13 protein-coding genes are annotated in these 13,243 nt (G+C 69.6%); 9 read left to right on the top strand and 4 right to left on the bottom strand.

What is annotated here, in order from left to right:
• Positions 1-26 precede the first annotated feature (26 nt).
• On the top strand, positions 27-491 hold the full coding sequence (locus tag ACZ7M3_RS45620) for a GatB/YqeY domain-containing protein (protein WP_472071779.1): 465 nt from the start codon (positions 27-29) through the stop codon (positions 489-491).
• Between the two features lie 221 nt (positions 492-712).
• On the opposite strand, the gene ACZ7M3_RS45615 is transcribed toward ACZ7M3_RS45620, so the two are convergent.
• Positions 713-3,025, bottom strand: a complete 2,313-nt coding sequence (locus tag ACZ7M3_RS45615) for a transglycosylase domain-containing protein (protein ID WP_472071777.1) — start codon at positions 3,023-3,025, stop codon at positions 713-715.
• 408 nt (positions 3,026-3,433) lie between these two features.
• Here ACZ7M3_RS45615 and wblA point away from each other — a divergent pair, with 408 nt between their 5' ends.
• On the top strand, positions 3,434-3,772 hold the full coding sequence (wblA, locus tag ACZ7M3_RS45610; protein WP_028799159.1) for a transcriptional regulator WblA: 339 nt from the start codon (positions 3,434-3,436) through the stop codon (positions 3,770-3,772).
• A 210-nt stretch (positions 3,773-3,982) separates the two neighbouring features.
• Here the strand turns inward: wblA and bagB are convergent, their stop codons facing one another.
• Both bagB and bagA read right to left on the bottom strand, forming a co-directional pair.
• A complete protein-coding gene (gene bagB, locus ACZ7M3_RS45605) occupies positions 3,983-5,416 on the bottom strand; it encodes an ATPase BagB (RefSeq protein ID WP_472071775.1) in 1,434 nt (477 codons plus the stop codon).
• Positions 5,413-6,390, bottom strand: coding sequence for an ATPase BagA (gene bagA / locus ACZ7M3_RS45600; RefSeq protein WP_351295306.1), 978 nt, complete (start codon positions 6,388-6,390; stop codon positions 5,413-5,415). Before bagA ends, bagB begins: the two co-directional genes overlap by 4 nt.
• Positions 6,391-6,484: 94 nt before the next feature.
• Here bagA and ACZ7M3_RS45595 point away from each other — a divergent pair, with 94 nt between their 5' ends.
• The 4 genes from ACZ7M3_RS45595 (at position 6,485) to ACZ7M3_RS45580 (ending at position 8,919) form a co-directional block, all read left to right on the top strand.
• Positions 6,485-6,646, top strand: a complete 162-nt coding sequence (locus tag ACZ7M3_RS45595; protein WP_075033571.1) for a DUF4177 domain-containing protein — start codon at positions 6,485-6,487, stop codon at positions 6,644-6,646.
• On the top strand, positions 6,643-7,113 hold the full coding sequence (locus ACZ7M3_RS45590; RefSeq protein ID WP_095853386.1) for a RidA family protein: 471 nt from the start codon (positions 6,643-6,645) through the stop codon (positions 7,111-7,113). The genes ACZ7M3_RS45595 and ACZ7M3_RS45590 overlap by 4 nt, the downstream gene beginning before the upstream one ends.
• Positions 7,114-7,222: 109 nt before the next feature.
• Complete coding sequence (locus ACZ7M3_RS45585; protein ID WP_472071773.1) at positions 7,223-8,092, top strand: NUDIX hydrolase; 870 nt, start codon at positions 7,223-7,225, stop codon at positions 8,090-8,092.
• On the top strand, positions 8,089-8,919 hold the full coding sequence (locus ACZ7M3_RS45580; protein WP_472071771.1) for an MBL fold metallo-hydrolase: 831 nt from the start codon (positions 8,089-8,091) through the stop codon (positions 8,917-8,919). The genes ACZ7M3_RS45585 and ACZ7M3_RS45580 overlap by 4 nt, the downstream gene beginning before the upstream one ends.
• A gap of 108 nt (positions 8,920-9,027) precedes the next feature.
• Here the strand turns inward: ACZ7M3_RS45580 and ACZ7M3_RS45575 are convergent, their stop codons facing one another.
• Positions 9,028-9,702 (bottom strand): Crp/Fnr family transcriptional regulator, encoded by a 675-nt coding sequence (locus ACZ7M3_RS45575; RefSeq protein WP_006382668.1) that lies wholly within the window; start codon positions 9,700-9,702, stop codon positions 9,028-9,030.
• A gap of 303 nt (positions 9,703-10,005) precedes the next feature.
• On the opposite strand from ACZ7M3_RS45575, the gene nth reads away from it, so the two are divergent.
• From nth to ACZ7M3_RS45560, 3 genes are all read left to right on the top strand, one after another.
• On the top strand, positions 10,006-11,082 hold the full coding sequence (gene nth, locus ACZ7M3_RS45570) for an endonuclease III (RefSeq protein WP_472071769.1): 1,077 nt from the start codon (positions 10,006-10,008) through the stop codon (positions 11,080-11,082).
• A gap of 280 nt (positions 11,083-11,362) precedes the next feature.
• Positions 11,363-12,022 (top strand): NUDIX hydrolase, encoded by a 660-nt coding sequence (locus ACZ7M3_RS45565; RefSeq protein ID WP_351295521.1) that lies wholly within the window; start codon positions 11,363-11,365, stop codon positions 12,020-12,022.
• A 13-nt stretch (positions 12,023-12,035) separates the two neighbouring features.
• Positions 12,036-13,235, top strand: a complete 1,200-nt coding sequence (locus ACZ7M3_RS45560) for a MarP family serine protease (RefSeq protein WP_351295319.1) — start codon at positions 12,036-12,038, stop codon at positions 13,233-13,235.
• Positions 13,236-13,243: the final 8 nt, after the last annotated feature.

Below are 13,243 nucleotides of genomic sequence, written 5' to 3'. Positions count from 1 at the left end.
GCACCACACCTGCGACAATCGACGGCATGACCACGCTCAAGTCGAAGCTGCAGGAAGACCTCAACGCCGCCATCAAGGAGCGCGACGAGCTCCGCTCCGCCACGCTCCGGCTGACCCTCGCCGCGATCACCAAGGAGGAGGTCGCGGGCAAGACGAAGCGCGAGCTCTCCGACGACGAAGTGCAGAAGGTGATCACCCACGAGGCGAAGAAGCGCCGCGAGGCCGCGGACGCCTTCGCGCAGGGCGGGCGTCCCGAGTCGGCCGAGCGGGAGAAGGCGGAGGGAGAGGTCCTCGCCGCGTACCTGCCCAAGCAGCTGTCCGACGAGGAGCTCCAGCAGATCGTCGGGCAGGCCGTCGAGGAGGCCAGGGCGGCGGGTGCCGAGGGGCCGCGCGCCATGGGCCAGGTCATGAAGATCGTGAACCCGAAGGTCGCGGGTCAGGCCGAGGGCGGCCGTGTCGCCGCCGTGGTCAAGAAGCTGCTCGCGGGCTGAGTCCGAGAGGGACCGGAACCAGTAGTAGACGCGGTACCCGGACCCGTACGAGTACCTGCACCCGTACTCGTACCTGCACCTGCACCCGAATCCGCACGAGCACCCGCACCCCCACCACCCCACTCACCAAACGCCATCGGCCTCGGCGCTCCCGATCGGGGAAGCGCCGAGGCCGATGGCTGTGCTGTGCCGTTCTCTGTCAGCGGTCGTGACGGGGTGGGTTACCCGCGACGACCCCCGTTGCCGTTCTGACCCTGAATGAAGCCCGAGGGGATCGAGAACGTGGGCGTCGGGAACCCGCCACCGTTCGTGTCACCTGTGGCGCCGTTGGCGCCACTGATGGTGTTGCCGCTGATCGTGTTCCCGTTGATGGTGTTGCCGTTGGTGGTGTTCCCACCGTTCGCGTTGCCCTTGTTGTCGCCGTTGTTCCCGTCGCCCGGGCCATGGTCGTTGTCCTTGGGCTTCTCGTCGGGAATGTCGACGAGGTTGAAGGACGGGGAGCCCTTGCCCGAGAGGGCGCCGGTCATGGCGTCCTTCCAGATGGGGCCGGGCACCTGACCTCCGTAGACGAGGTCGTGGTAGACGCCGCCGATGCGGATGCCCGTCATCTTGACGTTCTGCTTGGGGCTGCCGACCCAGACCGCGCCCGACAGGTTCGGCGTGTACCCGACGAACCAGGCGTTCTTGCGCTCGTCCGTCGTACCCGTCTTACCGGCGTTGTCGCGGTCGGAGAGGCCGGCCTGCTGACCCGTACCGGAGTCGATCACGCCTTGGAGCAGCGTGTTGACGGTGTCCGCGGTCTTCTCGGACATGGCTCGCGAGCAGGTCGACTTCGGGACCTCGAGCGACTTCTCCTTGCCGTCGGCCTTCTGGGTGATCGACTCGATGGCGATCGGCGTGCAGTACATGCCCCGAGAGGCGAAGGTCGCGTACGCGCTCGCCATGGTCAGCGGGGAGATGCCCTTGGAGCCGAGGGTGATGGCGGGCACCTCGGGCAGCTTGTCGCCGTTGCCCTGCACGACGTGCAGCTTGTCGGTGATCTTCACCACGGGGCAGATGCCGATGTCCGAGATCATCTGCACGAAGTAGGTGTTGACCGACTTGGCCATCGCCGTCTTCAGTGCGTACGGGCCCTTCTCCTCGGTGCTCTCGTTCGACAGCTTCTCGTTGGTCAGGTTGGTCCAGGGCTTGCTGCTGCACGTCTGTACGGGGCTGGGGTAGGCCATCTCGTACGGCGACGGGTACTGCTGGGTCGCCGGCCGGCCCTCCTCCAGCGCGGCCGCGGCCACGAACGGCTTGAAGGTCGAACCGGTCGGGAAGCCGTAGTTCGAACCGCCCATGTCACGGTCGACCGAGTAGTTGTACTCCGTCTCGTTCTTCCCATAGCCGTACGGCCTCGACTGGCCCATGCCGACGATCTTCCCGGTGCCCGGCTCGACCAGGGTGGCCGCCGTGGCGACCGAGTCCGACTTGTTGACGTGGGACTTGATCGAGGACTGCACCGACTTCTGCGCCTGCGGGTCGAGCGTCGTACGGATGGTCAGGCCGCCCTGGTTCCAGAGCTTCGCCCGGGCCTCCTTGGTCTTGCCGAAGACCGGGTCGGTGAGGAACACGTTCTCCACGTACTTGCAGAAGAAGCTCGCGCCCTTGGCCGCCGTGATGCAGCCGTTCTTCGGCTGGCTGACCTTCAGGCCGAGCTTCGCCTCCTTGGCCTGGTCGGCCTCCTGCGGGGAGATGTCGTGCACCTCGGCCATGCGCTGCAGCACGGTGTTGCGACGCTTGGTGGCCTCCGCCTCGTCGTTCACCGGGTCGTACCGGCTGGGCGACTGGACGATGCCCGCGAGCAGCGCCGACTCCTGGAGGTTCAGGTCCTTGGCGGGCTTGGAGAAGTAACGCTGGGCGGCGGCCTCGATGCCGTAGGCCTGCTCGCCGAAGAACGTGATGTTCAGGTAGTTCTCGAGGATCTTCTTCTTGCCGAGCTTCTCTTCCAGCTGGATCGCGTACTTGAGCTCGCGGACCTTGCGGCCGAGGGTCTGCTGGGTGGCCTGGGCGACCTTCGTCGGGTCGTCGCCTGCCTCCTCCACGAAGTAGTTCTTCACCAGCTGCTGGGTGAGCGTGGAGGCGCCCTGGGCGACCCCGCCGTTCTGCGCGTTCTGGTTCAGGGCGCGCAGGACGCCCTTCAGGTCGATCGCGCCGTGCTGGTAGAAGCGGGAGTCCTCGATCGCGACGATCGCCTTCTGCATGTACGGCGAGATGTCCTTGAGGTCGACCACCGTGCGGTCGCGCGAGTAGACCGTCGCGATCTGACCGCCCTTGCTGTCCAGGATGGTGGTGCGCTGACTCAGCGCGGGACTCTTCAGGTTGTCGGGAATCTCGTCGAACCCCTGGACGGAACCCTTGGCCGCGAGACCGAGCGCGCCCGCTGCGGGCAGCGCGATTCCGGCCATGACTGCTCCAGCGAGCACGCTGACACCGAGGAACTTGGCGGCCTGTTGCGTTGGCGACAGACCACCGCCCGAGCGCTTCTTTGGCATAGGGGCAGCCTACGTTCTCATTCGCCGGACACGCGTATATGCCTTGGCCTAAGCTGCTCTCAACTGTCACAGCAGTATGGCCACGTATCAATACGTCCGGCGACCCCGAATCGTTCCGGAGGTTCCCCAACTTTTTTGGGGAGGTCGTGTCCGAATCAGCCTCATGCGTCACCAGGCGTCCGTTGTGACTCAACTGAACTGTCCCGGTTTGCCGGGATACTCACGTATGTCCGCCGCTCACTCCCCCGGGTGATCTGCCGCTTACGCATAGTCCGTTCGGGCCATTCAAGATTGGGCCCGCAGGGGGTGTTGCGCTGTGCCTGCCTTCCGTAACGTCCTCAACTGGCGGCGGTGAATATGCCGCTGCCGCCGTGGGGGAGCCTCGATTCGGGAGAGGACGGCGCCGGTATGGGCTGGGTAACCGACTGGAGTGCGCAGGCGGCCTGCCGCACTACCGATCCGGATGAACTGTTCGTTCAAGGAGCAGCGCAGAACAGGGCGAAGGCAGTGTGCACCGGATGTCCGGTACGCACGGAGTGCCTCGCCGATGCGCTCGACAACCGCGTCGAATTCGGCGTGTGGGGTGGCATGACGGAGCGGGAGCGTCGCGCATTGCTGCGCAGGCGTCCCACCGTCACCTCGTGGCGTCGCCTGCTGGAGACCGCGCGTACGGAGTACGAGCGCGGCGCGGGCCTGCTGCCCCTCGACGAGGAAGAGGTGTACGAGCGCTACGCGGCGGTGGGCTGAGGGCGCCACGGAGGGCGTCCCGCGGGGCCACCTCGGCCCGCGTCGGACCCACCCGCCGCCTCGGACCCACTCACCGCCTCGGACCCACTTGCGTCAGGCCATCTCGGGCTTGCCTCAGGCCATCTCGGGCCGGCCACAGGTGCATGACTATGAGCTCATGACCACGAGCTCATGACTCAGGCCCGGCCCCGGGCCCGTGGACGGCGCCGCTCAGGCGTCGGTTTCAGGCAGCTCCGGCCGGTTGGCCGCGAGCCGGTCTCCGATGTCCCGCAGTCCTGCGAGGTCGTGTACGTCGCCGGGCAGTGCGGCCACTTCGGCAACCGCCACCTCCGGGTGGAGCGCGGCGAAGCGGTCACGCGTGCGCTGCTCGCGGGAGAGCAGCTGCATGCGCTCGGCGTGCAGTCTCAGCAGGCCTGCGGTGAGTTGTTCGACGGTCCGGTGCCCGTGCGGCGGCGTGTCGGTCGGTGCGTCGGTCCTGTCCGTGGCGTCTGTGCTGTCCGTGGCGGCGGGGGAGCCTTCATCGGAACCGTCGGAGCCGGCTGGACCTTCGGAGCCGTCGGGAGCTGATGTCTCGGAAGCGGGAGATTCTGAACTGCCGTACGTGTCGGGAGAGTTACGAAGTCCAGCTTTCCCGCCCTCCTGATCCACAATGCGGGCGTCGTCAAGATTTTCTGCAGCCGTGGATTCAAGATCTTCCGCAGCCTCGGCATCGAGGTTCTCCGCGGCCGCGAGCGCCCGCTCGGCGGAGAGGTGGGCGGCACCGCTGCCGTGCACCCGGTTGAGTACGAGACCGGCGAACGGCATGTCCTCGGCCGCCAGCCGCTCCACGAAGTACGCGGCCTCGCGCAGCGCGTCCCGCTCCGGGGCCGCCACCACCAGGAACGCCGTTCCGGGCGCCTGGAGCAGCTTGTACGTGGCGTCCGCGCGCGTACGGAAGCCTCCGAACGTCGTGTCCATCGCCGCCACGAACGTCTGCACGTCCTTCAGGAGCTGTCCGCCCAGCAGCTTCCCCAGGGTGCCGGTCATCATCGACATCCCGACGTTCAGGAACTTCATCCCCGCACGCCCGCCCAGCTTCGCCGGCGCCGTCAGGAGCCGGATCAGCCGTCCGTCGAGGAAGGACCCGAGCCGCTTGGGCGCGTCAAGGAAGTCGAGCGCCGAGCGGGACGGCGGCGTGTCGACGACGATCAGGTCCCACTCGTCCCGGGCCCGCAACTGCCCCAGCTTCTCCATCGCCATGTACTCCTGCGTGCCCGCGAAGCCCGCCGAAAGCGACTGGTAGAAGGGGTTGTTCAGGATCACGGCCGCCCGCTCGCCGTCCGCGTGCGCCTCGACGATCTCGTCGAACGTGCGCTTCATGTCGAGCATCATGGCGTGCAGCTCGCCGCCCGCGGAGTCGTCGATGCCCTTCACGCGGCGTGGGACGTTGTCGAGGGAGTCGATGCCCATCGACTGGGCGAGCCGGCGCGCCGGGTCGATGGTGAGAACGACCACCTTGCGGCCCCGCTCGGCGGCGCGCAGCCCCAGGGCCGCCGCCGTGGTCGTCTTGCCGACGCCGCCCGAGCCGCAGCACACCACGATGCGGGTGCCGGGGTCGTCGAGCAGGGGGTCGAGGTCGAGTACGCGGGCCGGTTCCAGACTCATGAGATCCCTTGAGTGCGCAGTTCCGTGGCGAGCTCGTACAGGCCCGCCAGGTCCATTCCCTCGGCGAGCAGGGGGAGTTCGTGCAGCGGGAGGTCCTGCTCGGTCAGGACGGCCCGCTGCTCGCGCTCCAGGGTGTGCCGCTCGGCGTACTCCTCGGCCTGCTCCAGGAGGGGCCCGACGAGCCGCTCGGCGTTCCCGCCGCGACGGGCGCCGCCGAGCCCCGCCGCCGAGAGCGACTTGGCGACGGCGCTGCGCGCGACGGCGCCCGTGAGCTCCAGGTCGACGTCGTCCAGGAGCGCGGGCCGCACCATGTTCACGATGATCCGTCCCACCGGCAGCTTCGCCGCCCGCAGCTCGGCGATGCCGTCCGCGGTCTCCTGGACGGGCATTTCCTCCAGCAGCGTCACCATGTGCACCGCCGTCTCCGGCGACTTCAGGACGCGCATCACGGCCTGCGCCTGATTGTGTATCGGCCCGATCTTGGCGAGCCCCGCGACCTCGTCGTTGACGTTCAGGAAGCGGGTGATGCGGCCCGTGGGTGGCGCGTCCATGACGACGTAGTCGTACGCGAACCGCCCGCTCTTGTCCTTCCTGCGGACGGCCTCGCACGCCTTCCCCGTGAGGAGCACGTCCCTGAGACCGGGCGCGATGGTGGTCGCGAAGTCGATGGCGCCGAGCTTCTTCAGGGCCCGGCCGGCGCCGCCCAGTTTGTAGAACATCTGGAGGTAGTCCAGAAGGGCCAGTTCGGGGTCGATGGCAAGGGCGTACACCTCCCCGCCCCCCGGAGCGACGGCGATCTTCCGCTCCTCGTAGGGCAGCGCTTCTGTTTCGAAGAGCTGCGCGATGCCCTGTCTGCCCTCGACCTCGACGAGGAGGGTGCGCTTGCCCTCGGTCGCGAGGGCGAGCGCGAGGGCCGCGGCTACCGTGGTCTTGCCGGTACCGCCCTTGCCGCTGACGACCTGGAGCCTGCTCACGTCTTCGAGCCTAACCAGTCCGCCGCCGTACTACGCAGGAGGCTGTGGACAACGTGCGCGCGAGGCCCCCGAGGCAACGACTACAGTCGGCGACATGACCAAGTGGGAATACGCAACCGTGCCGCTGCTCGTCCATGCCACGAAGCAGATTCTGGACACCTGGGGCGAGGACGGCTGGGAGCTCGTCCAGGTCGTGCCCGGGCCGAACAACCCCGAGCAGCTGGTGGCCTACCTGAAGCGCGAGAAGTCGGCATGAGCGGCGCCGTCGAGGCGAAGCTCGCGGAGCTCGGTCTGACGCTGCCGGGCGTCGTTCCGCCGCTGGCCGCCTATCAGCCCGCCGTGCAGTCCGGCGTGTACGTCTTCACGGCGGGGCAGCTGCCGATGGTGGACGGCAAGCTTCCGCTCACCGGCAAGGTGGGTGCGGAGGTCACGGCCGAGGAGGCCAAGGACCTGGCCCGCATCTGCGCGCTGAACGCGCTGGCCGCGGTCAAGTCCGTCGCGGGCGACCTCGACCGCATCGCGCGTGTCGTGAAGGTCGTCGGCTTCGTGGCCTCGGCCTCGGACTTCACCGGCCAGCCGGGTGTCCTGAACGGCGCGAGCGAGCTGCTGGGCGCGGCCCTGGGTGACAAGGGCGTCCACGCCCGCAGCGCGGTCGGCGTGGCCGTCCTCCCGCTGGACGCCCCGGTCGAGGTCGAGATCCAGGTGGAGCTGACGGCGGTGTAGGCGGTTGGGACCGGGGGCGGTTCTCTTCGCCCCCGCCGCCCCCACCCCCCGGCCCGGGGATCCCCATGGGCCCCTCGAACATTCGCCCGGCTCGGGATAGCCTCCGGCCATGGCGAATGGGCAGTGGTATCCACCGGAGTGGCCCGAGCGGATCCGCGCGCTCGCGGAGGGCACGCTGATCCCGGTAGCCCCCAAGCGCGCGGCCACCGTCATGCTGCTCAAGGACACCCCCACCACCCCTGTGGTGCACATGCTGCGCAGACGCGCCTCCATGGCCTTCGCCGGAGGCGCGTACGCCTATCCGGGCGGCGGCGTGGACCCACGCGACGACGAGCACCAGATCCGCTGGGCGGGCCCCACGCGCGCGTGCTGGGCGAACAGGCTCGGCACCGACGAGACGTCCGCCCAGGCCGTCGTCTGCGCGGCGGTCCGCGAGACGTACGAGGAGGCCGGTGTCCTGCTGGCGGGTCCCACCCCGGACACCGTGGTCGGCGACACCACCGGAGAGGACTGGGAGGCGGACCGTGCGGCCCTGGTCGCCCGCGACCTCTCCTTCGCGGAGTTCCTCGACCGCCGCGGCCTCGTGCTCAGGTCCGACCTCCTCGGCGTCTGGACCCGCTGGATCACCCCGGAGTTCGAAAGCCGCCGCTACGACACCTGGTTCTTCGTGGCCGCCCTCCCGGAGGGCCAGCGCACCCGCAACGCCTCCACGGAGGCCGACCGCACGGTCTGGATCCGCCCCGCGGACGCGGCGGACGGGTACGACAAGGGCGAGCTCCTGATGATGCCGCCCACCGTCGCGACCCTGCGCCAGCTCATCCCGTACGACAGCGCCGCCGACGTCCTCGCCGCCGCATCCGCCCGTGATCTGACCCCCGTCCTGGCCAAGGCCCGCCTGGAGAACGGCGAAGTCGTCCTCGCCTGGCCGGGCCACGACGAGTTCACCAAGCACATCCCGACCGGTGGAGCCTCCGCATGACCGACGCCGCAGCCCTCCCCGGCCAGCCGCGAGGCGGGGTCCTCTCCGGCTCCGCCACCCCGCGCGCCGTCAACGTGCTCGCGCCCAACGCGTCCGCGATGACTCTGGACGGCACCAACACCTGGATCGTCTCCGAGCCGGACTCCGACCTGGCGGTGGTGATCGACCCCGGGCCCCTGGACGACGTACATCTGCGCAATGTCGTGGACACCGCCGAGAAGGCGGGGAAGCGGGTGGCGCTGACCCTCCTGACGCACGGACACCCCGATCACGCCGAGGGCGCCGGGCGGTTCGCGGAACTGACGGACACGAAGGTGCGGGCGCTGGATCCGGCGCTGCGGCTCGGGGACGAGGGGCTGGCGCACGGTGACGTCATCGCCGTGGGCGGGCTCGAACTGCGTGTCGTACCGACCCCGGGCCACACCGCCGACTCGCTGTGCTTCCATGTCCCGGCCGATCGGGCCGTCCTGACGGGTGACACCATCCTCGGCCGCGGTACGACCCTGGTGGCCCACCCCGACGGCCGTCTGGGCGACTATCTGGACTCGCTGCGGCGGCTCAGGTCCCTGACCGTGGACGACGGCGTCCACACCGTGCTGCCGGGGCACGGGCCCGTCCTGGAGGACGCCCAGGGCGCCGTCGAGTTCTATCTTGCCCACCGCGCTCACCGCCTGGCCCAGGTCGAGACGGCGGTCGAGAACGGCTACCGGTTGCCGGCCGAGGTCGTCGCGCACGTGTACGCGGACGTGGACCGCTCGCTGTGGCCGGCGGCGGAGCTGTCGGTCCGGGCGCAGCTGGACTACCTCCGGGAACACGGCCTCATCTAGGCGCGAGAACCGGCGATAGCGGGGATGCCGGGGACAGCGGGGATACGAGAAGGGCCCCACTGTGCAGCGGGGCCCTTCAGGTGCGTCGAAAGTCGGCGCGCGGTGCGGTCAGCGCGAGCGCTTCGCGAGGCGCTCCACGTCCAGCAGGATGACCGCGCGGGCCTCCAGCCGGAGCCAGCCGCGGCCCGCGAAGTCGGCGAGCGCCTTGTTGACCGTCTCGCGGGACGCGCCGACCAGCTGGGCCAGCTCCTCCTGCGTGAGGTCGTGCACGACGTGGATGCCCTCCTCCGACTGCACGCCGAAGCGCCGGGAGAGGTCCAGGAGCGCGCGGGCCACGCGGCCGGGCACGTCCGAGAAGACCAGGTCGGACATCTGGTCGTTGGTCTTGCGCAGGCGCCGGGCGACGGCGCGCAGCAGCGCGGCGGCCACCTCGGGCCGCGCGTTCAGCCAGGGCTGGAGGTCGCCGTGGCCGAGGCCGAGCAGCTTGACCTCGGTCAGCGCGGTGGCGGTCGCCGTGCGCGGGCCCGGGTCGAACAGCGACAGCTCACCGATGAGCTCACCGGGGCCCAGGACGGCCAGCATGTTCTCGCGGCCGTCGGGTGAGGTGCGGTGGAGCTTCACCTTGCCCTCGGTGACCACGTAAAGGCGGTCGCCGGGGTCGCCCTCGTGGAAGAGAGCGTCGCCGCGTGCGAGGGTCACCTCACTCATGGAGGCGCGGAGCTCCGCGGCCTGCTCGTCATCGAGCGCCGCGAAGAGCGGGGCGCGCCGCAGAACGTCGTCCACGAGTTCTCTCCTTGTCGACCTGCTCAGGGGATCTTGCACCCCCGTGATACCAGGGGAGCGTGTTCCCCATCTTGCTGGACGGTCCAAACAGTGTGATCAGTCACAAGTCTGCCGCACTGGCGTGCCGGGCAGTGCGGCAGGGGGCCAATTGGGGGCTGATCTTCTGGGTCCGGGGCGGATGTCGGTGGGGGGCTTTAGGCTGGCCGGGTGTCCAAATCGCCGGTGAGAGCACAGGCCAAGGGGGCTGGGCGGGTGGTTGTACGTCGCGATTCCGCTGTGGGCGAACAGAGTTCCGCTGAAAGTATGAAAACGACAAAAGCGACAAAATCGACGCCGGTGAAGCCGGTCGAGAAGCCGGTCGCGAAGAAGGCCGCGAAGAAGGCTGCCAAAAAGGCGACAGCCACGACCGGGAAGACGACAGGCGTGGCCAAGAAGGCGACGGCCACGATCAAGAAGACGGCGGCTGCTTCCAAGAAGGCGGCACCGGCCAAGACGGCTGCTTCCAAGAAGGTGGCCGCTGCCAAGACGGCCACCAAGAAGGCGGTGCCTGCCAAGACCGTGGCCAAGAAGGCTGCCCCCGCCCAAGCCGCCCCCAAGAAGGCGATCGTCGAGTCCCACGCCGCTCTCGTGCGCCGCGCCCGCCGCATCAACCGCGAGCTCGCCGAGGTGTACCCGTACGCCCACCCGGAGCTGGACTTCGAGAACCCCTTCCAGCTGGTGATCGCCACGGTCCTGTCGGCCCAGACGACCGACCTGCGGGTGAACCAGACGACTCCGGGGCTCTTCGCCAAGTACCCCACGCCCGAGGACCTCGCCGCGGCGAACCCGGAGGAGGTCGAGGAGATCCTCCGTCCGACCGGTTTCTTCCGGGCCAAGACCAAGTCGGTGATAGGGCTCTCCAAGGCCTTGGTGGAGGACTTCGGGGGCGAGGTCCCCGGCCGCCTCGAAGACCTCGTCAAGCTCCCCGGCGTAGGCCGCAAGACCGCCTTCGTCGTCCTGGGCAACGCCTTCGGGCGTCCCGGCATCACCGTGGACACCCACTTCGGCCGGCTCGTGCGCCGCTGGCAGTGGACCGACGAGACCGACCCGGACAAGGTCGAGGCCGCCGTCGGCGCGCTCTTCCCGAAGAGCGAGTGGACGATGCTCTCGCACCATGTGATCTTCCACGGCCGCCGCATCTGCCACGCCCGCAAGCCCGCGTGCGGTGCCTGCCCCATCGCCCCGCTCTGCCCCGCGTACGGGGAGGGCGAGACGGACCCGGAGAAGGCGCGCAAGCTCCTGAAGTACGAGAAGGGCGGCTTCCCCGGCCAACGCCTCAACCCGCCGCAGGCCTACCTGGACGCGGGCGGCATCCCGGCACCCCCACTGGGCGCCGGATGACGGAACGAACACGGCGCCGCCCGGCGTTGGGGAGAGCAGAACGGGGGTGGCGATGACGCACGCGAGCAACACGCACAGCAGGCACGACGAGACGGGCACGCACGGCACGCACGACGAGACGGGCACGCACGGCACGCACGACGAGACGGGCACGCACGGCACGCACGACGAGACGGGCACGCACGGCACGCAGAACGAGACGGGCTCACACCGCACGTACGACGGACCCGGAGCACACCACCGCACGCACGAAGGCTCCGACTCGCACAACGGCCGGGTCGTGGTGACCAAGGACGGTCTGCCCGCCTGGCTCGACCCGGTGGTGCACGCCGTCGAGACCGTGGAGCCGCTCCAGCTGAGCCGCTTCCTGCCGCCGTCGAACGGCGCGGGGCGGCAGTCCGCCGTGCTCATCCTCTTCGGCGAGGGCGTCCGCGGCCCCGAGCTGCTGCTGATGGAGCGTGCCAGCTCCCTGCGCTCGCACGCGGGGCAGCCTTCTTTCCCCGGCGGCGCACTCGACCCGCAGGACGGTGACCCGAAGGCCGACGGGCCGCTGCGGGCCGCGCTGCGGGAGGCCGAGGAGGAGACCGGGCTCGACCCGAGCGGCGTCCAGCTCTTCGGCGTGCTGCCGAAGCTCTACATCCCGGTGAGCGGCTTCGTGGTCACCCCGGTCCTGGGCTGGTGGCGCGAGCCGACCCCGGTCGGCGTGGTCGATCCGGCCGAGACGGCCCGGGTCTTCACGGTCCCCGTGGCGGATCTCACGAACCCCGCCCACCGTGCGACGACCGTGCACCCCAGCGGTCACCGAGGTCCGGCATTCCTGGTCGAATCGGCCCTGGTCTGGGGCTTCACCGCGGGGATCATCGACCGCCTGCTGCACTACGCGGGCTGGGAGCTGCCCTGGGACCGCGAGAAGCAGGTCCCGCTCGACTGGCGCGCATGACAGGGTGGCCCCCGTGAACGTGCTGGACATCCTGTTGCTGGTCGCCGCCGTGTGGTTCGCGATCGTGGGCTACCGCCAGGGCTTCGTCGTCGGCATCCTGTCGGTGATCGGCTTCCTGGGCGGCGGCCTCGTCGCCGTCTATCTGCTCCCCGTCATCTGGGGTGCCCTGACAGACGACTCCAAGGTGAGTACGACCGCCGCCGTGGTCGCGGTGATCGTCGTGATCGTCTGCGCCTCCGTAGGCCAGGCCCTCACCACCCACCTCGGCAACAAACTGCGCCGGTACATCACCTGGTCCCCGGCCCGCGCCCTGGACGCGACCGGCGGCGCCCTCGTCAACGTCGTCGCGATGCTCCTGGTCGCCTGGCTGATCGGCTCGGCCCTCGCGGGCACGACGCTGCCGACGCTCGGCAAGGAGGTCCGCGGCTCCAAGGTGCTCCACGGCGTCTCCGGCGCCCTGCCCTCCCAGGCCGACACCTGGTTCGCCGACTTCTCCTCGGTCCTCGCGCAGAACGGCTTCCCGCAGGTCTTCAGCCCGTTCGCCAACGAACCCATCACCGACGTCCAGCCCCCCGACCCGGCGCTCGCGAACAGCCCCGTCGCCATCCGCGCCCAGAAGTCCATCGTCAAGGTGATGGGCACCGCGCAGAGCTGCGGCAAGGTCCTCGAGGGCAGCGGCTTCGTCTTCGGCAACCGTCGCGTGATGACCAACGCGCACGTGGTCGGCGGAGTCGACGAGCCCACCGTCCAGATCGGCGGCGAGGGCAGGAAGTACGACGCCAAGGTCGTCCTGTACGACTGGGAGCGCGACATCGCCGTACTCGACGTACCGAACCTGGACGCGCCCGCCCTCCAGTTCACCGCCAAGGACGCGGCCAGCGGCAACAACGCGATCGTCGCCGGCTTCCCGCAGAACGGCGCGTACAACGTCCAGCCCGCGCGCGTGCGCGGCCGCATCACGGCCAACGGCCCGGACATCTACCACCGCGGAACCGTGCGCCGCGACGTCTACTCGCTCTACGCGACCGTGCGCCAGGGCAACTCGGGCGGCCCGCTGCTCACGCCCGACGGCAAGGTGTACGGAGTGGTCTTCGCGAAGTCCCTCGACGACGCCAACACCGGGTACGCGCTCACCGCGGACGAGGTCCAGCCGGACGCCACCAAGGGCCGTGCGGCCGATCAGCAGGTGGACAGCGACAGCTGCGCGCTCTGAGAGCGAAG

This window comes from Streptomyces sp. NPDC111656, from assembly GCF_055656965.1.
The sequence above is the reverse complement of the archived record's forward strand: the minus strand, read 5'-3'. Positions and strand labels throughout refer to the sequence as shown.